Origin of the sequence: Nocardiopsis sp. LOL_012 (assembly GCF_048060475.1) — a bacterium.
Lineage (GTDB): Bacteria > Actinomycetota > Actinomycetes > Streptosporangiales > Streptosporangiaceae > Nocardiopsis.
In genome coordinates this window covers 1-23,326 of record NZ_JBHMIV010000051.1, presented here as the reverse complement: position 1 = coordinate 23,326, position 23,326 = coordinate 1, and the positions used below count along the sequence as shown (strand labels likewise).

16 protein-coding genes are annotated in these 23,326 nt (G+C 68.4%); 8 read left to right on the top strand and 8 right to left on the bottom strand.

Annotation, left to right across the window (positions count from 1 at the left end; translation table 11 throughout):
* The 3 genes from ACFHWE_RS22485 to ACFHWE_RS22475 form a co-directional block, all read right to left on the bottom strand.
* On the bottom strand, positions 1-242 hold a 242-nt coding region (locus tag ACFHWE_RS22485; RefSeq protein WP_416603860.1), incomplete at its 3' end, for a ClpX C4-type zinc finger protein.
* Between the two features lie 121 nt (positions 243-363).
* Positions 364-1,419 carry a TetR/AcrR family transcriptional regulator gene (locus ACFHWE_RS22480; RefSeq protein ID WP_416603859.1) on the bottom strand — a complete coding sequence of 352 codons (1,056 nt, stop codon included), beginning with the start codon at positions 1,417-1,419 and terminating at the stop codon, positions 364-366.
* A 72-nt stretch (positions 1,420-1,491) separates the two neighbouring features.
* A complete protein-coding gene (locus tag ACFHWE_RS22475; protein ID WP_416603861.1) occupies positions 1,492-2,307 on the bottom strand; it encodes a universal stress protein in 816 nt (271 codons plus the stop codon).
* Between the two features lie 220 nt (positions 2,308-2,527).
* On the opposite strand from ACFHWE_RS22475, the gene ACFHWE_RS22470 reads away from it, so the two are divergent.
* Both ACFHWE_RS22470 and ACFHWE_RS22465 read left to right on the top strand, forming a co-directional pair.
* The gene (locus ACFHWE_RS22470; RefSeq protein WP_416603858.1) at positions 2,528-4,666 is read left to right on the top strand and encodes a SpoIIE family protein phosphatase; all 2,139 of its coding nucleotides are present in this window, start codon (positions 2,528-2,530) and stop codon (positions 4,664-4,666) included.
* Positions 4,667-4,801: 135 nt separating this feature from the next.
* Positions 4,802-6,847 (top strand): acyltransferase family protein, encoded by a 2,046-nt coding sequence (locus ACFHWE_RS22465; RefSeq protein WP_416603857.1) that lies wholly within the window; start codon positions 4,802-4,804, stop codon positions 6,845-6,847.
* Between the two features lie 45 nt (positions 6,848-6,892).
* Here the strand turns inward: ACFHWE_RS22465 and ACFHWE_RS22460 are convergent, their stop codons facing one another.
* Positions 6,893-7,546: a septum formation family protein gene (locus ACFHWE_RS22460; RefSeq protein WP_416603856.1), complete on the bottom strand. Its 654-nt coding sequence runs from the start codon at positions 7,544-7,546 to the stop codon at positions 6,893-6,895.
* A gap of 318 nt (positions 7,547-7,864) precedes the next feature.
* Between ACFHWE_RS22460 and ACFHWE_RS22455 the strand changes: the two genes are divergently transcribed.
* A complete protein-coding gene (locus ACFHWE_RS22455; protein WP_416603855.1) occupies positions 7,865-8,038 on the top strand; it encodes a hypothetical protein in 174 nt (57 codons plus the stop codon).
* Between the two features lie 74 nt (positions 8,039-8,112).
* Here the strand turns inward: ACFHWE_RS22455 and ACFHWE_RS22450 are convergent, their stop codons facing one another.
* Both ACFHWE_RS22450 and ACFHWE_RS22445 read right to left on the bottom strand, forming a co-directional pair.
* Positions 8,113-9,303, bottom strand: a complete 1,191-nt coding sequence (locus ACFHWE_RS22450) for a CaiB/BaiF CoA transferase family protein (protein ID WP_416603854.1) — start codon at positions 9,301-9,303, stop codon at positions 8,113-8,115.
* Positions 9,300-10,475 carry an acyl-CoA dehydrogenase family protein gene (locus ACFHWE_RS22445; protein WP_416603853.1) on the bottom strand — a complete coding sequence of 392 codons (1,176 nt, stop codon included), beginning with the start codon at positions 10,473-10,475 and terminating at the stop codon, positions 9,300-9,302. Before ACFHWE_RS22445 ends, ACFHWE_RS22450 begins: the two co-directional genes overlap by 4 nt.
* Before the next feature lie 71 nt (positions 10,476-10,546).
* Here ACFHWE_RS22445 and ACFHWE_RS22440 point away from each other — a divergent pair, with 71 nt between their 5' ends.
* Positions 10,547-11,467, top strand: coding sequence for a LysR family transcriptional regulator (locus ACFHWE_RS22440; RefSeq protein WP_416603852.1), 921 nt, complete (start codon positions 10,547-10,549; stop codon positions 11,465-11,467).
* A 156-nt stretch (positions 11,468-11,623) separates the two neighbouring features.
* Here the strand turns inward: ACFHWE_RS22440 and ACFHWE_RS22435 are convergent, their stop codons facing one another.
* Positions 11,624-13,210, bottom strand: coding sequence for a pectate lyase family protein (locus tag ACFHWE_RS22435; protein WP_416603851.1), 1,587 nt, complete (start codon positions 13,208-13,210; stop codon positions 11,624-11,626).
* Between the two features lie 671 nt (positions 13,211-13,881).
* On the opposite strand from ACFHWE_RS22435, the gene ACFHWE_RS22430 reads away from it, so the two are divergent.
* From ACFHWE_RS22430 to ACFHWE_RS22415, 4 genes are all read left to right on the top strand, one after another.
* Entirely contained in the window at positions 13,882-14,169 is a 288-nt protein-coding gene (locus ACFHWE_RS22430; protein WP_416603850.1) for a transposase, read from the top strand.
* 148 nt (positions 14,170-14,317) lie between these two features.
* Positions 14,318-14,674, top strand: coding sequence for a helix-turn-helix domain-containing protein (locus ACFHWE_RS22425; protein ID WP_416603849.1), 357 nt, complete (start codon positions 14,318-14,320; stop codon positions 14,672-14,674).
* On the top strand, positions 14,620-14,862 hold the full coding sequence (locus ACFHWE_RS22420) for a helix-turn-helix domain-containing protein (protein ID WP_416603848.1): 243 nt from the start codon (positions 14,620-14,622) through the stop codon (positions 14,860-14,862). Before ACFHWE_RS22425 ends, ACFHWE_RS22420 begins: the two co-directional genes overlap by 55 nt.
* 936 nt (positions 14,863-15,798) lie before the next feature.
* A complete protein-coding gene (locus ACFHWE_RS22415) occupies positions 15,799-16,143 on the top strand; it encodes a transposase (protein WP_416603847.1) in 345 nt (114 codons plus the stop codon).
* A gap of 474 nt (positions 16,144-16,617) precedes the next feature.
* Here ACFHWE_RS22415 and ACFHWE_RS22410 read toward each other — a convergent pair whose 3' ends face one another.
* Positions 16,618-22,389, bottom strand: a complete 5,772-nt coding sequence (locus ACFHWE_RS22410; protein ID WP_416603846.1) for an RHS repeat-associated core domain-containing protein — start codon at positions 22,387-22,389, stop codon at positions 16,618-16,620.
* Between the last annotated feature and the right edge of the window lie 937 nt (positions 22,390-23,326).

Below are 23,326 nucleotides of genomic sequence, written 5' to 3'. Positions count from 1 at the left end.
GCGTCCTGACCGATCACGTACGAGTCCAGGAACTCGTAGATCTCCCGCGGCTTCGGCAGGCCGCCCTCCTGCGCGCCGAGGAGGCCGACGGACTCCTCCTCGGCCATGATCTCGTTGCACAGGTCGATGCACTCGTCACAGATACAGATGTGGCCGGGGCCGGCGATGAGCCTGCGCACCGCGCGCTGGTCCTTGCCGCAGAACGAACACGTCAGCAGCGGCCTGTCGTCCGTACCCGTCACTCCCACGATCTCCTCACAGCCACCGCCCGGCACCGGGCCCCGATTCCAGATGATGTGATCATCCGGAAGGCACGGTATCCCGTGTCGACGCGGGCCGCAAAGTCCGCGGGGCGGTCCGTGATCAGCGGCGATCGGCCGCGGCGAAGGCGGCCGCGGCGTGTGCGGCGCCCCTGCCCAGGGCCCTGGCCGCGATCCGCCCCCGGTCGACGCGCACCGCGCACTCGGTGGTGTCGTCCACCCGGTCGGCACCCAGGCTCCGGGCGACCCGGCCGTCGGCGTCCAGGACCAGCCGCAGCCGCGGCCAGGCCCACTCCGGGAAGGCCGTCCGCAGCGCCCCGCACGACTCCGCTGCCACGATCCTGGCCAGCGGCATCCGCTCGGCGGGGTCCCCCGTGACCACCGCCGCGGTCACCTCGGCGCCGGGGGGCGCCGCACGCACCGCCTCCTCCACCGCCTCCAGCCTGTGCAGTCCCAGCACGGCCACCACCCCGTCCCCGGACAGGGCGGCCGGGGCGCGGCGGACCGCGTCGAAGGCCTCCGGCGGCTCCCACAGCAGGTCGGCGGGCCGGGCCGGGGGAACGTGCCCGAGGTGCGGCGGCGGCCAGGCGTCACCGGTGTCCAGATCGGCGAGCCGCTCACAGGCCCGGACCACGCCGAAGGGGTCGACGAAGCCCGGGGCGGTGTCGGACAGCCGCACGGCCCCGTGCAGGAGGGTGAGGACGGCCTCGGCCGTGCGCACCCTGCGGCCGCACCGCCCGCCCTCGACCGCCTCCAGGGCCAGGCCGAGCAGGATCGCGTCGAGCCGCACCAACTGGCCGTAGGCGGCGCGGAGCGGGCCCTCGGCCAGTGCGGCCGCGCCCGACCGCTCCGCCGCGCCGGAGAGCCGGGCCCGGGCCAGTGCGCCCAGCACCGCAGCGGGTTCGGTACCCCCTCCCGCGGTACCGTCCGGGGCGCTCTCCCCGAAGCCGGCCTCGGCGGCGTCGGCGAGGACCGACAGGTACAGGGCCCGCTTGCTCGGGAAGTTGGAGTAGACCGCCCCCCGGGTGAGCGCAGCGCGCTGGGCGATGCGGTCGACCTTGGCGTCGCGGAAGCCCCGCTCGGAGAACTCGTCCCGGGCCGCGGCCAGCACCCGGGAGCGGTTGCGTGCCTGCTGCTGAGCCCTCGTGAGCCGGGCCATCGTCCTCCCCCTCCCCCGCACGTGCCCCCATCGTACGGAGACCTGGGATCCGCCCACCCGACGGCATCGGCCTCAGCGGCGACGGACCACCAGGACCGGGCACGGCGCGTGGTGAAGCACGGCGTGCGCCACACCGCCCAGGGAGAGGCGGGCGAAGCCCCGCGCGCCGCGGGCGCCCACGACGACGAGGCGGGCACCGGAGGCCGCCTCCAGCAGTGCGGCCGCGGGCTGGGAGCGGACGACCTCCCGGACCACCTCCACCCCGGGGAAGTCGGAGGTGTGGCGGGCCAGCGCCTCAGCAAGCCTCCCGTACTGCTCCTCCTCGGCCTCCTCCGCGCGGCGCCCCCGGGAGGCGACGGGGTGCCACGCCCACACCGCGCGCACCCGGTCACCGTGCCGGGAGGCCGTTTCGAGCGCCGCCAGCACCGCGTCGTCGGCATTGGTCGAGCCGTCCACGCCCACCACGGCCCCCGAGGCCCCGGGGTCGGCCGCCTCTCCACTGGTGACCAGAACGTCCCCTGGGGCGTGGGCCGCCACCTGGTAGGCCACCGACCCGATCCGCATGCCGAGGAAGCCGCCCCGGCCACGGTGCCCGACGATGACGAGCCCGAAGTCGCGCGCGTGGCGCAGGAGCTCCTCGGCGGGTGAACCCGCGACCACGCGCACCCGGGGATCGAGGCCCGGGGCGACGGACCGCACACGCTCCCGGGCCTCCTCGACCGCCGCCAGCGCGTCCTTCTCGTCCAGGTCGGAGGGCCAGCGGGACACCGAGTCGTCCAAGCGCTCCTCGTGCACGGCCATCAGCGTCAGGTCCGCGCCGCCGCGCAGGGCCTCCTCCGCGGCGTGCTCGGCGGCCCGCAGGCCGATCTCGGATCCGTCCACTCCCACCAGTACCGGTCGCACGAGCGCCCCCGTCCCCGTAGCCGTCCACTCGACACCATTGTCGCCCACGCGCCCCCGGAAGCACGAGAGGCCGAGGGCACCGGTCGGCGGAGGGCCAGTCAGGGCACGGGCCCTGGCCTGACATTTACCGAAAGTATGACAAACGGCACGTATCGTCGGTTATGGAGTCGTGCCAGCTCCGCCGAGGTGGCATGTGGGAGGGACCATGTCCGAATCGACCGCACGGAACGAAGGCTCCGTCGGCCGCGCCCCGGGCCTGAGGGATCTGGGCGAGGAACTGCTCCGAGCACTGCACGCACTGGACTACCACGCCGGAGGCGTCTACCTGAGCGACCCCGAGAGCCCGACACTGGCGATGTCGGTCCTGACCGGGATCACGCGCGACCTCGTGCGCCCCTGGTTCCGCATTTCCACCACGGGCAACACCCCGGCCACCGACGCCATCCACGAGCGGAAGATGGTGTGGCTGCCCAGCGGGGAGGAGATGGCCAAGCGCTATCCGCGCCTGGCCATCGTCATGCCCTACGACTACGCCTTCCTGACCTACCCCCTGCTGGGGGAGGGGGACGAGGCCCACGGCGCCTTCTTCATGATCGGCACCTCCTACCAGCACTTCCCCTCCTCCGCCGAGCGCCGCGCCCTGGCGGAGGTGGCCAGGAGGATGGTCGACCTGCTGCGCCAGGCCCGCGAGGAGGGCCACCCGGTCCTGCCGACGCCGGCCCCCTTCGTGCTGCGCTCCCCACCCCCGGACGAGCGGTCGGCGGCCTCCCTGTCGGCGGCGGTCGACCGGCTGCCCGAGGGACTGTGCTCCCTGGACTCCGGCGGCCGCGTCACCATGGCCACGGACCGGGCCCTGGAACTGCTCAGCACCAAGCGCGAGCGGCTGATCGGCTCCCGGCCCTGGTCCGTGCTCTCCTGGCTGGACAATCCCTCCTACGAGGACCGGTACCGGGCGGCCGTCTTCAGCCACAGGTCCACGGAGTTCGTGGCCCTGCGGCCGCCGAACCAGTGGCTGTCCTTCCGCCTCCATCCGGGGCAGGAGGGCGTCAGCGTGCTGATCACCCCCACGGAGGCGGAGTGGCGCTCGGAGGAGCCGAGCCGTGAGGAGTCGGGGCACGCGCGGGCCGGGGTGCTGTACCACATCCTCCACCTGGCCTCGGCGCTGACCGAGGCCGCGACCGTGAGCGACGTGACCGACCTGGTCGCCGAGGAGATCGTTCCGGGGGTGGGGGCCCACGCACTCGCCCTGTTCGAGCACAACCAGGAGCGGCACCGGCTGCGTCTGCTCGGCCAGCGCGGGTTCAAACCCGACTTCGTCGCCGTCATCGACGGCGCGCCGACGGAGATCCGGGCACCGGCCACGCGCGCGGCGGTCACCGGCCTGCCCGGCTTCTTCCGGACCAAGAAGGAGCTGCTCTCGGTCTACCCCGACATGCCCTACCTGCCCAACCCCGGGGAGATCGAGGGATGGGCCTTCGTCCCCCTGGTGGCGTCGGGGCGGCCGATCGGCGTGTGCATGATCGGGTTCCGACAGCCGCACAACTTCACCGTGCAGGAGCGCACGGTCCTGACCTCCCTGGGCGGCCTGGTCGCCCAGGCCCTGGAACGGGCCCGCCTGTACGACATCAAGCGCGACCTGGCGCGCGGGCTCCAGTCGGGCATGCTCCCGCGCCGCATCCCGGACGTCCCCGGCCTGTCGATCGCCCAGCGCTACCTGTCCGGGACCGAGGGCATGGACATCGGGGGCGACTTCTACGACCTCATCCCCCTGGGGTCGAACCGGGTCGCGGCCGTGATCGGCGACGTCCAGGGGCACAACGTGGGCGCGGCCGCCCTGATGGGGCAGTTGCGGACCGCGGTCCTGGCCTACACCGCGATGCTGGAGGGCAGCCCCGGTGACGTGCTGACCCAGAGCAACCGGCTGCTGTGCATGCTGGAGCCGGAGCTGTTCGCGAGCTGCCTGTTCCTGCGCCTGGACCTGGACACGGGCATGGTGCGCATGGCCCGGGCCGGGCACCCCGAACCGGTGATGGGCGGTCCCGACGGCGGCCGGGTCCTGGACGCCCCCGACGGGCTGCTCCTGGGGATCGAGCCGGACGTGAAGTACCCGGAGATCGAGTTCCCGATGCCCGAGGACTCGACGCTGGCGCTGTACACCGACGGGCTGATCGAGCGGCCCGGCGTCGACCTGGAGGAGGCCCAGGAGACACTGGCCCACCGGTTGGCGTCGCTGCACGACATGGCGGTGGAGCAGGTCGCCGACGAGCTGACGTCGGCGGTGAGCTCGGTGCCGCACCGCAGTGACGACATCGCCCTGTTCCTGCTGCGCGCCCAGCCGGACTGAGCCGCGGGGGCGGAACGGGAGGCGGCCGGAGGGCGCCGTTCAACCGGCGTTCCCCGGCCGGACATCCTTTTTGTGCACAATGACGGGTTCTCCCCTTCTCTTGCGCCGTGAAAGCGCGAAAGCGAGTACCCGCCCGTGTCCCTCACCACCACCCCCGCCGCGCCCGCGCCCGCCCGGCCCGCAGCCGTCGGCCCCCGCGGGTACCGGGCCGACGTCGACGGCCTGCGCGCCGTGGCCGTACTCCTGGTGGCCGCCTACCACGTCTGGTTCGGACGGGTCTCCGGCGGTGTCGACGTCTTCCTGATGCTGACGGGCTTCTTCATCACCGCCTCCCTCGTGCGCTCGGCCACCGGCGGCGGGCTGCGCTACGGGGCCTTCCTCGCCCGGCTCGCCGCACGCCTGGTACCGACCGCCGCGATCGTGGTCCTGGCCACGCTGGGCGGCACGTGGCTCCTGCTGAGCGAGATCCAGTGGCGCGACGCCCCCCGCGAGGCGGCCGCGGCCCTGCTCTACCACACGAACTGGCACCTGGCCCTGGACTCGGTCGACTACCTGGCGCGCGACGGGGACGTCAGCCCGTTCCAGCACTTCTGGTCGCTGTCGGTGCAGGGGCAGTTCTACCTGGTGTGGCCCGCGCTGATCGCGGCCGCCGTGTGGGCGGCCCGCAGGCGCGGGAGCGACCCGAGGCCCCTGCTGGCCGTCGCCCTGTCGGCCGTCTTCACCCTCTCCCTGGCCTACTCGGTCCTGATGACGCGGGCCGACCAGCCGTGGGCCTACTTCGACACCGGGGCCCGGATGTGGGAGCTGGCCCTGGGCGGCCTGCTCGCGCTGGCACTGACCGGGATCGACCTGCCCCGGGGGCCGCGCGTGGCGCTGGGCTGGGCCGGGCTGGCGTCACTGGTGCTGTGCGGCGCGCTACTCCAGGTCTCGTCGGTCTTCCCCGGCTACGCGGCGCTGTGGCCCACCCTGGCCGCCGCGGCCGTCGTCGCGGCGGGACCCACCGGTTCGGCGCTGGGCGCCGACCGGCTGCTCTCACTGCGCCCGCTGCGCTACCTGGGTTCGATCTCCTACGCGCTCTACCTGTGGCACTGGCCGCTGCTCGTCCTCTACCTCTCCATGACCGGCCGCGACCTGGCCACGCCGCTGGGCGGGGCCGCCGTCATCGCGGTGTCGGTGGTGCTGGCCGCGGCGACCACACCGGTGGCCGACCGGCTGGCCGCCCTGGGGCGCGGCGGCGGACGCCGGGCGGCGCTGAAGGGGACGGCGGTGGCCCTGGCCTGCCTGCTGCCGGTGCTGCTCACCGCCGGGGGCTGGTTCGGGCACCAGAGCGCCGAGCGCGACCGGTTCGAGAGGCTGGTGGAGGCGAGCAGCGGCTACCCGGGAGCCGCGGCACCCGAGGGGGCGGTCTTGCCGAACCTGCCCGTCTATCCGCCCCTGGCCTGGGCGGACGAGGACGCCCCGCGCACCTACGACGACGGCTGTAGACAGGTGGTCTCTGGAACCGAGGTGATCACGTGCGAGTACGGCTCCGAGGATCCGGTGCGCACGGTGGCGCTGGTGGGCGGCTCGCACGCGGCGCACTGGTTCGCGGCTCTGGAGGCCCTCGCCCTGGAGCACGACTGGCGCGTGGTCAACATCGTCAAGGGCGCCTGCCTGTTCACCGACGCTCCGCAGACCTACCGGGGCGAGCCCTACACGGCCTGCGCGGAGTGGAACCGCGGCGTCATGGCCGAACTCGACCAACTGCGGCCCGACACCGTCTTCACCACGGGCACCACCACGAACCTGGACACCTCGGCGGGCTACGGCGAGGAGCAGGTGGTGGACGGCTACGTCGAGCGCTGGCGCGAACTCGACGCGATGGGCATCGGCGTGGTGGCCGTGCGCGACACCCCCAGGTTCGGCTTCGACGTCCCCGAGTGCCTGGCCGGGGCCGCGCCGCAGGAGTGCACGTCCGCTCCCGGGGAGTCGATGGCCGCGGTCTCACCGCTGGAGGGGCTGGACCTGCCGGGGAACGTGACGGTGCTGGACCTGACCGACCGGTTCTGCCGCCCCGACGTGTGCCGCCCGGTGATCGGCAACGTGCTCGTGTACTGGGACAGCAGCCACATCGGGGCGACGTTCATGCGCACCCTGGCCCCGGAGCTGGAGCGGCGCTGGGCGGCGGCCGAGGGCTGGTGAGGGCGGGCCGTGCGCTCCGGCGGGGCCGGAGCGCACGGAGCCCGGTCAGCCCAGGTAGGCCTCCAGGGTTCCGGTGAACCGCTGGCCCGGCTGGTAGACCACGCACGCGATGTCGCGGTCGCCCGCGTTCCAGCTCTCCTCCGTGGGGGCGAAGTAGGAGATGTAGAGGACCGAGTCGGAGTAGGGGATGCCGACGAACTCGTTGAACCCGAGCATGCACCTGTGGTTGGCCTCGGTGTTGACCGCCTCCGCCCCGGGATAGGGGTCGGGGTGCAGCGGGTAGACGAGGTAGACCTCCTTGTCGTGGGGCTGGTCGCACGGGACCGTGGGGATCTCCGCGTTCTCCACCACGTCGGCGTCGTCGTAGCAGTCCCCCCTCTCCAAGCCGACGGTGGAGCGCGCGACGACCCCGCCGCCCGAGCCCTCGTAGGGGATGTCGCCGGGGGTGGCCTCCGCCGGAGGTCCGTCCACGTCGGCCGGGGCCTCGGTCTCGGCCGGAGCGCCGGTCTCGGCGGCCTCCCCGGTGGGAGAGGGGGAACCCTCCTGCGGGGCGGCGGTGGTGGCCGGTTCGGCGCCGGGGTCCTCGGCCGGCTCCGGGACGTCCGGGGACGTGCAGGCCGCCAGGAGGAGGGCGGCGCCGACGGCGACGGGGCCGAGAGCGGCCCGTGCCGGGGGGAAGCGGTGCGTTTCGGAGGACATGGACGACTCCACGTGGTGAGTGGGTGGGCGCAGGGGATTCCGATGTCCCGCACAGGTCACGTCTCGCGTGCCCTGTGGGTCTCGCACAGGGTGTGATGCCCGCACGCGCCCCCCGGTTCGGGGATCGGTCTCCGCGTGAGGGGTGAGGGGACGGGGTCCCGGATCGGCCGGTACCGACCACCGGCGCGTCGGCGCCCCTCCGGGAGGGCATCACCAACGCGTCCGCTCCGGCACACCCGCCGGTCACGGCTGCGGACGGCGATCCGGCCACGGCCGTCACCGTGTCCGCGCCGCCCTTCACAGGAAAGGATCACCGTGATGTCCTCAGAGGACGACGACTGGACCCAGTGGGGCGGCGGCCCTCCGGAACAGAGCCCCCGGGAGGAGGAGAGCGTGTACGACCGCGAGGCCCGCACGTGCGACCGCTGCCACGCCCGCTTCGACAGCCCCAGCGATGTCACCGAACACCAGAGGAAGGGGTGCAGACGGTAGCCCTGCGGAAACCCTCACCGCGAGGCCGACGCCCAACCGCCCGGGGCCGGGCCTACCTCCGGTATCCGCTTCCCCTACCGCCCGGTGTCCCCTTCCCCGGCTGGCTCCCCGTCCAGGCCGAGTTCGCGCAGGATCGCCGCGGTCTGCTCACCGAGCGCCGGAACGGGGCCCATGCGCAGCTCGACGTCGCCGAAGGTCATCGGCGGCAGGACGGCCCGGATGTCGCCCCTCTCCGTTCCGACGGTGCGCCACCGGTCGCGTTCGGACAACTGGGGGTGCTCGACCAGGTCGGAGAGCCGGTTGAGCCGCGCGGAGGGGATCCCGGCCTCGGCGAGGCGCTCGTCGAGTTCGGCGGTGCTCCAGCGCGCGGTCTGGCCCGCCACGAAGGCGTCGCACTCGGCGCGGTGGCGGACCCGCTCCAGGTTGGTGCGGAACCGGGGGTCGTCGGCGTACTCCTCCCGGCCGAAGACCTCCCCCACCAGGGTCCGCCAGCCGCGGTCGTTCTGGACACCGATGAGGATGTCGCCGTCCCGGGTGGGGTAGGCGTCGTAGGGGGCAATGGCGGCGTGGCTGAGCCCCATGCGCGGGACCTGTCGGCCCGCGTAGAGCTGCATGTACATGGCGTGGCCCATCCACTCCACGGCCGAGTCGAACATGGACACCTCGACGGCGGCGCCCTCACCGGTGCGTTCTCGGCGGTACAGGGCCGACAGCGCGGACATGGCGGCGTAGAGCCCCGCGGCGATGTCGGCGCTGGGGACACCGGTCTTGGTGGGGGTGTCGGGGGTGCCGGTCACCGAGACCATCCCGGACTCGGCCTGGATGAGCATGTCGTAGGCCTTGCGGGCGGCCTTGGGTCCGGCGGTGCCGTAGCCGGAGATGTCGACCACGACCAGCCGGGGGTTGCGCGCCCGCAGCGTCTCGGCGTCCAGCCCCAGGCGCGCGGTCGCGCCCGGGGCCGAGTTCTGCAGGAAGACGTCGGCCCGGTCGATGAGCGCCTCGGCCACGCGGCGGCCCCGCTCGGACTTGAGGTCGACGCACAGCGACTCCTTGGAGCGGTTGAGCCACACGAAGTGCGAGGCCAGGCCGTGCACGGCGTCGTCGTAGTTGCGGGCGAAGTCGCCCTCCCCCGGGCGTTCCAGCTTGATCACGCGGGCGCCCAGGTCGGCGAGGTGGCGGGTGGCGATGGGGCCCGCCACCGCCTGTTCGAGCGAGACGACCAGCGTCCCCTCCAGTGGCAGGGCCCCTTCGGAACGGCCGCTCACTGCTGCGCGGCCTTCTCCTTGCGGACCAGGCCGCCGCCGATGATGAGCCGCTGGATCTCGCTGGTGCCCTCGTACAGGCGCAGCAGGCGCACGTCGCGGTAGATGCGTTCGACGGCCATCTCACGCATGTAGCCGGCGCCGCCGTGGACCTGGACCGCCAGGTCGGCGACCTTGCCGACCATCTCGGTGCAGTAGAGCTTGGCGACCGAGGGCATGATGCGCCGGTCCTCGCCGCTGACGTACTTGGCGGCGGCCTCCCGGACGAGCGCGCGCCCGGACGCCACACCGGTGTACTGGTCGGCGAGCATGGCCTGCACCAGTTGGAAGTCGCCGATGGCCACCCCGCCCTGGGTGTTGGCGGCGGCGTAGGACACCGACTCGTCGAGCGCCCGCTGGGCGGTCCCGACCGAGAGCGCGGAGATGTGCACCCGGCCGCGGGCCAGGGAGGTCATGGCGGCCTTGTAGCCGACCTTCTCGTCGCCGCCGACCAGCGCGTCCTCTCCGACCCGCACGGAGTCGAAGGACACCTCGGAGGTCCCGGCGCCCTCCTGGCCCATCTTGGCGTCCTTGGGTCCGACGGTGACACCCGGCGCGTCGGCGGGGACGAGGAAGACGGAGATGCCGTTGCCCTCGGGGCCGGGCTCACGGGTGCGGGCGAACACCACGAACAGGTCGGCGATCGGGGCGTTGGTGATGAACTGCTTGTTGCCGTCGATGACCCACTCGGAGCCCTCGCGCACGGCCTTGGTGCGCAGGCCCGCCGGGTTGGATCCGGCACCGGGTTCGGTGAGGGCGAAGGAGGCGACCACCTCGCCGGAGGCGATGCCCTCCAGCCAGCGCTCGCGCTGGGTGTCGGTACCGAAGTTGACGAGCACCTGGCCGGCGATGCCGTTGTTGGTGCCGAACAGCGAGCGCAGGGACAGGGAGGTGTAGCCGAACTCCATGGCCAGCTCGACGTCCTGGACGAGGTTCAGGCCGAGGCCGCCCCAGCGCTGGGGGATCGCGTACCCGAACAGCCCCATGTCCGCGGCGGCCTTGCGGATGTCGTCGGGGATGGCGTCGGTCGCCATGATCTCGTTCTCGCGCGGGACGACCCTCGTGCGGATGAAGTCGCGCACCTGCGCGTGGATGTCGCTGAAGTCCTCGGCGGTGACCTCGGTGTCGGTACTCATGGCCTCGATGATGTCGACTCATCTCATACGTGTCCAATACCTAATAACTCCTGATTGATACCCTGGACGCAATGAACCTGCATCACTTGAGGGCCTTCCTGGCCGTGGCCGAGGAACTGCACTTCGGCCGCGCCGCCGAGCGCCTGCACATGGCCCAGCCCCCGCTGACCCGCACCGTCAAGCAGCTCGAACGCGACCTGGGCGCGCAGTTGTTCACGCGCACCACCCGTTCGGTACGCCTGACCGCGGCCGGGGAGGCACTGATCGGACCGGCCAGGGACGTGCTGGAGGGGTGCCGGGTGGCGCGCGGCGCGGTCCTGGCCGCCGGCCAGGGCCAGACGGGGCTCGTGCGCCTGGGGTTCGCCGGGCCGTCCTCGCACCTGCTGGTAGGCGACCTGAGCAGACTGGTCCGGCAGCGGCGGCCGGGGATCGACCTGCGGCTGCGCAGCACGACCTACGCCAACGACGCGCTGCGCTCGGTGATCGAGGGCGACCTGGACCTGGCGATCGCGCGGTGGAGTGTGCGGCCCCCGGAGATCGCGCAGCGGATCGTGGCCGAGGAGCACTACGTGCTGGCGGTCCCCGAGGAGCACCCGCTGGCCGACCGGGAGACGGTGAGCATCGCCGAGTGCCGCGGCGAACCGTTCGTGGCACTGCCCGCCGACCCCGGGTCGACCGTGCGCGAGACGTTCATCCGCGCCGCCTACGACGCGGGGTTCTCCCCCGACATCGTCCAGGTCGCCTCGGACTCGTGGACGCTGATGGCACTGGTGGGGGCCGGGGTCGGGCTGACGTTCACCCTGGACACCGCCGTGGCCAACGTCCCCCGGGAACGGATCCGCGTGGTGCGGCTGGCGGAGGAGTTCGAGCCCTCCTACGCGCGCCTGGCCTGGCGCCGCCACGAGGAGAGCCCCGCCCTGCGCGAGGTGCTGCGGGCCTCCGAGGAGGCCCTGCCCACCCCCGCGCACCTGGTGGATGCGGATATCCCCTAGAGCGCCCGCCCACCGGTCGGTGCCGTCCGCGGCCGGAGACGACAAGGGCGGCCCGCCCCGGGGGGTTCGGGCGGGCCGCCCCGGGGGGTTCGGGCGGGCCGCCCCGCTCCTGCCGCTCGGAGGTCCGGCAGAAGCGGTATCGGAGATCGCTCGTTCCTACGGCGTTCCGTAGGTCTCGAACTCGGCCACGCGCGGCGTGCCGTTCGAGCCGGTGATCACGAAGTCGATCTTGCGCAGCGTGGTCGGGGCGAAGGTGATGAGCCCCGCCCCGCTGCCGGTGGCCAGAACGGCTTCGGTGTCGTGGTCGACGACCTGCCAGGAGCCGATGTTGCCCTCGGCCCCGGCCGCCTCACGGATGTTGATCGCGGACACCGTGGGCTCGGAGTCCCACTTGACCGAGATGCGGCCGGTCGAGCCCGTCGGCGACCAGTAGCTGCCCATGTCGCCGTCGACGGTGTTGCCGTAGCTGGTCCCGCTGGCCTTGCCGGATCCGTCGGCACCGGCCCCGATGCTGAGGTTGGTGCCGCTGGGGGGATCGGTCGGGTCCGGGTCGGTCGGGTCAGGCTCGGTCGGGTCAGGCTCCGTGGGGTCCGGCTCCGTCGGGTCGGGCTCGGTCGGGTCCGGGTCCTCCGCCTCGCAGTCGCCGTCGGAGACGCGGTTGCCGTTGTTCGCGCCCGCGGTCTGGCTCACCACGTCCGGCACGCAGCCGGCGTCGTCGAGGCTGTAGGAGTAGGGGATGCCCACCGACGCGGTGGACTGCGGGTTCGGGCCGGCGGGGTAGTTCTCGTCGCCCTCGTCGGACCAGGTCACGTTGTCGAAGATGTTGCCGCCGACGTCCCAGGTGCCCCGCTCGTTGGTGTAGAAGGTGCCCAGGACGTCCTTGGAGTCCTCGAAGTAGTTGTTCTCCACCTTGGCGCTGGCCCCGGCCCGGGAGTTGATGCCGGACTTGTGCAGCTGCGAGTAGTGGTTGTTGTACATGTGACCGACGCCGCCGCGCAGCAGGGGGGCACGCGAGTCGATGTTCTCGTACAGGTTGTGGTGGTAGGTGACGTAGCCGTTGGAGCGGTCGCTCTCGCTGGAGCCGACCAGGCCGCCACGGCCGGAGTTGCGCAGGACGCTGTAGGAGAGGGTGACGTACTGGGTGTTGTTCTTCAGGTCGAAGAGGCCGTCGTAGCCCTCGTCCTCCCCGCCCGACGCCTCCAGGGTGACGTGGTCGACCCAGACGTTGCGGACGTCGCTCTCCATCCCGATGGCGTCGCCGCCGTTGGAGGTGGGCGAGCCGGACTTCTTGACGTTCCGGACGGTCACGTTCTGGATGATGATGTTGCTGGACTCACGGACGTGGATGCCCAGCTGGTCGAACACGGCGCCGCCGCCGGTACCGACGATCGTGACGTTGCTGATCCTCTTGAGCTCGATCACGTCGTCGGCGGTGTCGCAGCCGTCGCCCGACACCTTGGAGGTGTTGCCGTGGTTGATCGTCCCCTCCACCTCGATGATGATCGGGGTGGAGGTGCTGGGCCGCTCGCACAGGGCCTCGTGGATCTCGGTTCCGGTGGTGGCCCGGACCGTCTGGCCGCCCGCGCCGCCGGTGGTCCCGCCGTTCTGGGTGGCGTAGCCCGTGGCGTTGCCGGTCTGCGCCGATGCGGGGGACATCGGCAGGGCCAGCCCGGCCGCGACCGTGACCGCGGCGGCGGCGGTGGCCAGCGCCGGCACGAGTCGGCGCTTCGTTGATGGTCTCACTTCTCACCCTTCGTAGTAGAGCATGAGCATTTAACGTGCTCTACACCCGAGCGTAAAGAAAGCGCTTTCCCTGTCAAGGGGGGTTAACCCCATCTTTTTCGGAAGGGTTGAACGCACCGGCAACCCCTGGCACCCATGGCCTGCGAATTCATCGAAATCCGACGTCACATGCGGAATCGAGTCCCATTAGGGCGACCGGTCGACCCTCCCCCATCGACCGCGCAGGAACCCGGCCGCACCCAAAAGAACGACAAATAGGACGGGAAGCCCTTTCCTTTTACTTGAACACCATGAGCCCCAGATGAACCTCTACGAGTTGGGATCGAGAGCGCAATCCGGTAGTCGCTCAACTTTCATCTAGGGCGTGTGTGAGGTTGTGATCAATGTTCGTGTTCCGCGGGAGCAGGACCGATCGTGGTAGAACGCCGGTGTGACGCGCCGACAGCTCAACGGCGACCAGTGGGAACTCATCAGGCCGTACTTGCCGATCGGTGAGTACGGCCCCTACCCGGTCCGGCTGCGCGACTAGGGCATGTTTGGAATCCCCGACAAACAGGGGTAATCAGCATCAAACTGGTAACCACGGGCGCGTCACCGCGAACTGATGTTGCTTCGGTTCGGTGGACAGGTGTCCGCTATCGGACACTTTGTCACCGAACGAGGAGATTGACGTGCCCAAGACCCGCCCCGCGTACCCACCGGAGTACCGCGACCAGATCATCGCCCTGGCCCGCTCCGGCCGCGGCCCCAAGGACCTCGCCGCTGAGTTCGAGCTCTCGGCCCAGACCATCCGCACCTGGATCAAGCAGGCCCAGGTCGACTCCGGCCAAGTAGAAGGCACCACCAGCGACGACAAGGCCGAACTGGCCCGCCTGCGCCGTGAGAACGCCCAACTACGCGAGGAACGCGAGATCCTGTGCAAGGCCACGGCTTTCTTCGTCCGGGAGACCAGTCGGTGATGTTCCGGCTGATCGACGAAGAGAAGACGCGCCACTCCGTCTCCCTGATGTCCCGGCTGCTCGGCGTATCGCGGCAGGGCTACTCAGCTTGAACTCGTGATGTCCGGTACCTGGTGACATCGGCCGACCACCGAGGTACGACGTCCTCATGAGGTACGCGCAAGGGGGCGGGCTCACGCCCCAAGAGCAAGAACGACGAGAACGGTTGCGGATGGACGCGGCCGAGCACTTCGCGCGCGGTGAGAAGACCGGTGCCATCGCCAGGGAGCTGCGGGTGACCGGGCGATCGGTGCGGCGCTGGCGGCACGCCTGGAACCAGGGCGGAGCGGACGCGTTGCGCTCGGCGGGCCCGGTCTCGACCGAGCGACTGGCCCCGCACCAGTGGGAGCGGCTGGAAAGGGAGCTGGCGCGCGGCCCGCTCGCACACGGCTGGAGCGATGAGTCCCAGGGGTGGACGCTCACCCGCGTCAAGCTGCTGATCGGCCGGATGTTCCACACCGGCTAACCGTCCAGGGCGTGTGGAGACTGCTCCGTCGGCACGGCTGGTCCGCGCAGGTCCCCGTGCGGCGGGCGCTGGAACGCGACGACGAGGAGATCGAGGTCTGGAAGGCCAAGGTGTGGCCACAGGTAAAACAACCGCGGCGGACCTGGGCGCCTACATCTGCTTCGAGGACGAGGCGGGGCAGGGGCTGAGGCCGCCGAAGGGGCGCACCCGGCACGAAACAGTTCTGGCCAATCGTGCGTTCCGGAGCCTGGAGGAGTTGGAGAGGGTGATGCGGTCCCATCTGCGCTCGGTCCAGCGGCATCCGGAGCTGCTGCGCGGATTCATCCGATCCGTCGGTCTGGACCCGGACCCTATTCGGTCAACCACCTAATCAAAGGTCAGTACTCGACGGTGTTGCTTCCACGAGTTGACACCACCCTCCATGACTGAAGAGCTCCGGTCCGTCATGCCAATGTTGGCGTCCATCGAGCGGCACAACAACAAGAACTAATTCTTTGACGGCTGCCTGAGATATCGTTCGATTCATTCACCAATCCCCTCGAAAACTCCGAACACACCAACCAGAACAACATATTTCTCACTCGAATTTGAAATAGCCCCACGAGCCAGCATCCGAATAACCAATGACCAGACAATCAAAAAAGAAGTGAAATAAGGATTTAGTCTTTTTTGCGATTCCAGTAGAAACCAATAATAATAAAAATTACTAAGTTTACAACCCCAGAAGAAAAGGTCACCCTAAGCGCATCCGGGGGACTAGAATCCATGGCCAGAGTCAGAGGATAGACAACTAGACATCCCACAAACACGCCAAATATAGCCCCACCAAACACTTTCAAATAAAACAACTATACTCCACCGATAATCTAGCGCCTTCAAAGTCCTTCGAAATATTTCCAAGCCTAGTATAATCATACCCCGTAAGCGACACATTGCCCGACGGGCTCCCCCTGGGAGATCATCCACCCCATGCTGTCACCAGCCCCAAAGACAGCACCCCAAGCCGACCAGAGAGCAGCACTGAAAACCGCGTGTTCGACCACCAAGGATTGACGCTGACCTGCGCGATCTCCACGGCCAACGACAACACGCTCAAGCCTGGGCCTTGACCCTGGATCCTGGACGTGCCGCACCGCACCCACGCGATGGTCGAGGACCGGGTGCGCACCAACAAGGCGATGGGGCTGGCGAACCTGCCCTCATCGGCCAGGGAGGTCAACGCGGGATGGGTGCTGGCGGCCTCGATCGCCGCGGACCCGGACGCCTGGACCCGGCTGCTGGGCTGCTATGACGACGAGGTCCTGGCCCGGGCCGAGCCGGTCACGATGCGCCACCGGCTCTACCACGTCCCGGCGACCCTGGCCCGGCACGCCCGCCGTCGTCTGGTGCGTATCGACCGGACCTGGCCCTACAAGGACGCGTTCATCACCTGCTGGGACCGGTTGCGGGCCATCCCCGCACCGACCTGAAGAGCGCGTCCCGCCCCGACGAGCAGGTGAGAGGAGAGGTGTTCGGCCTCCGGGATCGTGGAGCCCGGCGCAGCCCGCAGCGACACGCGATGGCTCCGCTCCCGCACCGCGGGGACAAACCGGGGCGAACCCACGGCCCGCCCAGACAGCGATCGCCTCTGAAGAATCGAGGTCAGCTCCGAGAAACAGGACGAAAAAGTCTCATCTTCACAAACCAAGGATTATTTTGACGTACACCCATTTCTGATATTTTACTTCACCTTTCGTCACCCCAGAAACCCAGAGATGTCAAGAAACAAAAGAACAAGAAAAGGAATGAAAAATATAATAATAGATATAGTTATTATCTTTGGCACCTTCACCCCTCTACTCTGAGCAATCGAGTGCAGCAGAGTCATCGTGAATGCAATTGTCAAGAGAACATACATTACCCTTCGAGTGCTTCCATCAGCAAAGTCGAAAATGCTCAAAATATCACCAAGTAGCAATCGTGCAAGCTGCACTAGTACTAGCTCCGACAAGGCCCCAGAATACTCCCCACGCTCCAAGACCTGGAGGCCCTCCCGCAGCGCTCGCAACCAGCGTTCCAATCGCAATAGTTATCATAATAATCGAAATTCCACTGCAGATATGTGGCCTGCTGTTGTAGCAATCATATGCTGGGTCAGCGCAGTCGATCGGCATCGGACCCGAAGGATTATCTGTCGGCTCAGGAAAGTCGACTCCCGAAGAAGGCAAGGAGATACTCTGATACTCGACGTTTTCATCAGATGACCGGTACATCGCAGACTGCGCTGCTTCCCTGTGCTGCGCTTCGCTCTCCGCTCGGCGTACAGCAGCCCTACGTCGCGCATCGGCAGCCCTCTCAGCCCTCTCCCGGGCGGCCCTGGCCGCAGCAGCCTTGCGCAGGGCGGCCGCACGCTCAGCAGCGGCCCTGCGCTTGGCCGCCGCGATCTTGGCGGCACGGATCCGCGCAGCACGAATCCTCGCCGCACGGATCTGGGCCGCGCGGATCTGGGCGGCACGGATCGCGGCCTGTCGGATCCTCCACGCACGGATCGCTGCCAGCTTCGCCTGGTAAGCCCGAATCGCGGCCTGACGCGCCCGGTAGGCGGCCCACTTACGGAGCTGGCTGAAGGTGCGCTTCAGGAACAACCCGTCCGGGTCGGTGAACGACACGGGGTTGTTGTTGGCATAGGCGAAGGCGTGCATCTGCTGGGAGTCCGCGAAGTTCACCACCGGGTCGGCCGAGATGAACGATCCCAGTTGCGCGTCGTAGGAGCGGGCCCCGAGTTGCGTCAGCCCGATGCCCTCGTCGACCACGCCGCCGACGAAGCCGCGCGAGTTCGGCCATGCGCCGCCCTGCCTCCCGCGCTCAGAGCCGAAGGCGGTGAATCGCCGCTGGATCTTCTCACCCGTCACCGAGTCCAGGGCCAACTGGCCGCTCCCGTGGTGGTCGGAGAACATCCAGTGCACACCCGAACCCGCGGGTCCGGTCGAGCGGCTCGCGACCACCTGTCCGTTGTGCTCATACAACCGGGTCGCCGCTGTGACGAACTGGTTCTTATTGTACTGGATCTCCATACCCGGCAGGTAGAGGGTGACCACTGTTCCGTCGTCGCGGAGCAGCCGCTCGCCCTCGGTGTCGTAGACGAAATCCGTGCTGTCATCGGCCTCATGGACGGCGGCGAGTCGGCCCTCGGCGTTCCACTCCAGTTCCTGAGTGCGGCCACTGGTGACCCGGGTGACCATGTTGCCGGCCTCGTCATAGGTGTATTCGGAGTCTCCGTCGGATCCGCTGGAGGTCGCGGAGGACTCCACGCTCGTCACGGCGTGCGGCTGATCCTGGCCCGCCTCGGGCCGGTTGAACGTGTACTCGACCATGTCGCCCGCGGCCAGGCCGTGCCGTGTCTCGGAGGTGCGGTTACCCAGTTCGTCGTAGGTGTAGTCGTTCCAGTACGCTGCGGCTCCGCCGACGGTGTCCGTGGACGGTCCGTCCGCGCAGGGCTGGTCCCCTGCGACATGTGATGTCCACTCGCTCTGCAGGCGCCGCATCTCGTCGTAGATGAAGCACTGGACGTCGGACTGTGTCTCCTGAGCGGTCGGCGTGTCCCTGATGCTCAGGACGTTGCCCGCGGCGTCGTAGTCGTAGTTCTGCTCGACCAGGGTCCCGAGGCCGATCTCGTGGTGGACACGGGCGTTGAGCAGCCGATTGGTCGCGGGATCGTAGGTGCGCGTGTACCAGGTCGGCTTGGCCTGGTGGTTTCCGTCGGCCCGGTAGGACTCGCGCTGGAGGAGCAGCCCTTGCTTGGAGTAGACGGTGTCGTTGACGTAGTAGAGCGTCTCGGAGGCGCTCAGACCACGCATCCGGGTGGCCATGCCCATGTCGTTGTAGGTGTAGCTGATGACCTCTTCAGGCAGTCCACCGGCGGCCGGGAGATGGTTGGTCCTGATGCTGCCGTCGGAGTTGTAGGTGCTCCTGAACCTGTAGGAGCCGCTCAGGGCGCTGTGTTCGGGAGCGTTGGGGATGTTGATCGTGGTGGCGACGGAGCGGCCCATCGCGTCGTAGGAGTGGATGGAGGTCGTGTACTCCAGTTCTCCGACGTAGCGGGTGGCCCTGGAGAGTTCTCCCTTGGCCACCGTGTCGTAGGTCCATGAGGCGAGCAGCGGCCCGTCCGTTCCGCCTTCGCGCTGGGCGACCTTGCGGCCAAGATCGTCGTAGGTGTAGACGATCGTCTCGCCGCGCGCGTCGGTGGTCGAGATCAACTGGTCGGCTGCGTCGTAGACGTAGGTGGTGGTTCCCCTGTCGGGGTCGTCGGTTCGGATCTTGCGCCCGCGTAGGTCGTAGTGGTTGCGCCACACGTTGCCGGCCTCGTCGGTCACCGTCTCCAGTTGCCCGTCAGGCGTGTGGGTGTAGGTCAGCGCTGTGTAGTCGGCTGCGGGTGTGGCTCCCTCGTGCTGGCGGAGTTCGACCGTCTGGCCCCGAACGTCCTTGATGGTCGTGGTCGGGATCGCCCCGTCCGCGGGGGTGACCAACTGTCGGTCACCGAGGTTCTCGGAGGTGGTGCGCCACAGCTCCACACCTCGGGACATCGTGATGACCTCGACGGGCCGCTCGGCACCGTCGTAGACGGTCTCGGTGTAGCGCGGGATGTCGTCCTCGTTGTTGACGACGAACAGGTCGCTGCCGGGGTCCTGTTCGTTGTAGTAGGCGTGGCGGGACTGGACCTGCAGGCCCCGGCTGTCGTGGAAGACGTCCGTGATCAGGCGCCCTCCGCCCACCGCCGGCTTCTGTTCCTGGCGCTGGCGCAGCAGGCCGTCGTAGATCTGGTAACTGGTCGCGTACTCGCCGTCGTCTCGGCGGATGTGGGTCGCCACGACGGTGGGAACCTCGTTGCTGAGGAAGTACTCGAAGCGCATGGCGGGGTCGACGCCCTCGGCCCGGACCTGGTCGGGGGTCCATACCCGGGTCAGGCGGCCGAGGGGATCGTAGGCCATGTCGGTGCGGTTGTCGTTGGCGTCGACTTCTGCGACGGGCAGTCCGCGGAACGGGTCGAGGTGCTCGGTTTTGGTGTGGCCGAGGGGGTTTGTGGTCACCACGGTCGTGGCTGTTCCGCCTGGTACGTCGGAGCTATAGGAGATGGTCGTCTCGTTGTCCAAGGCGTCGGTCTCCGACACAGTGCGCCCGTACCTGTCGTACTCCGTCTCCTGGGTGGTCTGATAGACGGCATCCGAGCCGTCGTGGTCGGCGATGCGCAGCGTACGTGTGGCCAGACCCGCTGTCGGAGCGTCCCCGAGCTCTCCCCCGTCGAAGACGGCGAGCCTGTCACTGATCAGGTCGTCCGGGTAGGTGGGAGTCGTGTCACAGTCGACCGCGACCTTCTCCTCACGGGCTATCGAGTCCAGGATGTGCAGGGAGGGGTTGTCCGCGTAGGTGACCCTGGTGCACTGCTCGTCCCCGGATACGTCCAGGTCTCCGTGGTCGAGGGTCTGGGTGACCCTTCCCAGGGAGTCGTACTCCGCGGATTCCCCGGTGCGCATCCACCCGCCGCTAACCGCTGTGTACTGGATGTTCGAGGCCATCCCGGTCATGCGGGACTCGACTGTGCCCCAGGAGTAGTCGCGCTCACCGGTGACCCTGCTCCAGGGCCGGGAGATCGTCTTCTCCACGACGTCGCCGCCGGGTCCGTTTCGGGTGGACTGCTCCAGGGTGAAGCCGTTGTACTCGTTCAGGTCGGTGTGCTCGCCGCCCTCGGAATCGGTCACGGTGACCGTACGGGTCCCCTCGGGCAGGTGGTCACCGTGCATGCCCCTGAAGAAGTGGTGCTCGGTCTGGGACTGTGTCTGGCCGGACAGGCCGTCGATGACCCGAACCTGCTCGTATCCGCGCCAGTCGGACCATGTCCTGTGCTTGTCGCGGGTGAAGCCGTTCGCGTCCTGGTAGCGCCAGGCCGGGTCGCCCACGTACTCGTATGTGGTGAGGTTCTCCGGCTGGTCGGTGACCAGGTCGAACTCGCTCACCTGGGTCACCACGTACTTGTTGAACCAGTCCGTGTACACGTCCTCGCCATCGGCGGTGTCCCTGACTACCGGGAAACAGCGGGTGTCGTTCAAGTGCGGTTCGGGGAAGGCATCCGGGTCGCATCCGCCACCGTCGTAGCTGATGTCGGTGCGTGCCCCTGTCTCGGAGGTGATGGAGGTGATACGCCACTTCAGCATGGGGGCGAAGCCATCGCTGGTGGTGTCGGCCCGGTTCTCCATCTGGGTACCGCCGAACCGTAGGGCGGGTTCGGTTTCCGTGCCCTCGACGTGTCCGGTGTGGGTGATGGACTGCAGCCACAGGTCCGACGCCGTGCCGTCCCCGTTCTGGGGGTAGCTGTGCTCCAGTTCCCAGGAATCGACCGTCTGGTAAGCGGACCCGTCATGTACCTGTGTGGTAATGGAGTCCATTTTCTTTCGGGTCCAGAAGGTCGGGGAGAGCCTGTTGGTGCACTCCTGACCCGAGGCGCAGTGCCGGTCGAAGGGGGCGTCCGGCCAATGGTCGGCGTTGTCGCTGTTGAACTCCCCCACCGCGCAGTCGAAGTCATCCGTGGGGATGCAGCGTTCACTGACCGCGAAGCTCACCCGGGCGGGAGCGGTGCCGTAGACATCGTCCGAGGTCAACCCGTAATCGATGTGACGCAGATAGCCGCCGCGATCGTAGGGGGTCTCGTCCGCGGCTTTCATGTTGCGCCCGTAGTGGTTGCCCTCCGCGGTGTAGGTGTAGGTCATCACGTTGCCGTGTACGTCGACCACGTAGTCGAGATTCCAGCGCCATGCCTGTTGGCACCAGGAATCAGCGAAGGACGAACCGTGGCAGGGCTGTCCAGAGGTGCGTCCGTATACCGGAACGGTCCATGCCGAATTCGTTTCGGCATCGCCGCTCGAGTAACCCGGGAGCCGGTTCATTCCGAAATAGTACTGGGTTCCGTCAGTAGTGGTGATTCGCCAGTACTCGCCATCGTTGTCGCCGTTGGTGGTTCCGGTGAGGCGCTCGATCTGTGAGGCGTCGTCGTGGCGCATCCGCCATGTGCCGTCCTCATCGAGGAACATCTCACCGGCACGCCCGTTCAGGGAGAAGGTCGCGTTGTGGTGGGACCAGCACAGGTCACCGGTTTTCCCGGAGTCCGGTTGATCATCGGCACAGGGTTTGTATTTGCGCTCGATGAAGCCGGGGGTGTAGTCGAATCCCTCACCGATCCACGAGGTCTGGTTGTTGGAGGAAGAGACCCGGCCGTCGACAGCACTGGAGGAGTAGCCCAGTTCGACGCCCGGAGTCAGGTCTCCGGCAACGGGAGGGGTATCGATCGGATAACTCCAAGTGAAGCCACCGGTCTGCAGCCCGATGTTCCAACTGGAACTGGCGGACAAGTCGGTCGCGCTGTAGTCACCCTGGGAGCTGTCGCCGGCGGCGGCTGCGGCCAGGAGGACGCCGTTGCCCTCCAGGGCCGGAACGGTTCCGGACACGGTCTGGGTGTCGGTGTTGTTCTCGGTGGTGAACGTTTGCGGAGCACGGTCTCGGCACTCGACGGAGTCGTCGAGCAGGCATTCGTCTACCTCGACCAGTTCGAGACGCTCACCGAAACCCCCACCGAAGGCATCGGCGAAGGCCGAGTAGTCCACAGCGAGGTCCACCAGTGCGACACCTGACTCGTCGTCGGTGCGCGTCAGGCGGATGAGGACACCGTTGACTCCGGCTGATTCCACGGCGGACCGGTCGAGGATTTCGACCTCGACGGAGTCTGCTGCGGATACTACGACGGGCTGGGGCTCAGGGGACGGGTCCACTGTGACAGGCGGTGTTCTTTCACGTCCGTGAGTGGGGTCTTCTTCCGCTTCGAACTCGGAGCCTTCGGTCGCCTCTGCTGAAGGCTCAAGCTCTTCTTCACGCTCTGTGTTCTCTTCAACGACGGTCTCGGTCGCTTCCTCAGCCGAGGACGGGAGATCATCATTTTCAGTGAAGGCTTCTGCTCGTTCTCCTTCCCATGCGTCCAGTTCGCTGTCCTCGACCTTCGCAACAGTGACCAGTCCCTCTGCCACCGGAGATTCCGCACCCGGTCTGCCTAGCTCGACTTGATCAGCAGTGCTGTCCGGCCATGCGAAAGCCAAGGGCTCGGTCAACGCTGCTGGGGAAGCTGCGTCCTCTTCCGAAGCGAGACTGAGGGATCCCTCGATTTCCGTCCCGGAAACGGACTCCTCATCCACGACCTCAGGGCGTTCATTGAACGTGATCGAAGAGGCCGGCACGACTTGAAGCACGGATCCGAGAAAGACCAACGCCGCTGCAAACGTCAATGGTCTCTTGGCGACCCGCATGAAACGGTTATTGGCCAGGGTCTTCGCCTGAGGGGGCTTCTCTGGGACAGCATCAGCGTCGGGAGACCCTTGTGCGGAGTTCGACGTGTTCTGGGGGGTGTCGGACACGAAGGGCCTCTCTCATGGTGACCGAAATATCAGCGAAAGTTCAGGGAGGATGCAGGCGTCGTTCAGAGGGTCGGTGCGGGCGCGATACCGTAGAAAACTGCCTGAATTTCATCCAGGTCGAGAACACCCTGGTAGAGATGGACGTCGGAGACCTCTCCCGCGAACAGGTCCTCCTCCCCCAACCGCCACGCGCGGCCGATCACCATCCCGTGCGGGGAGT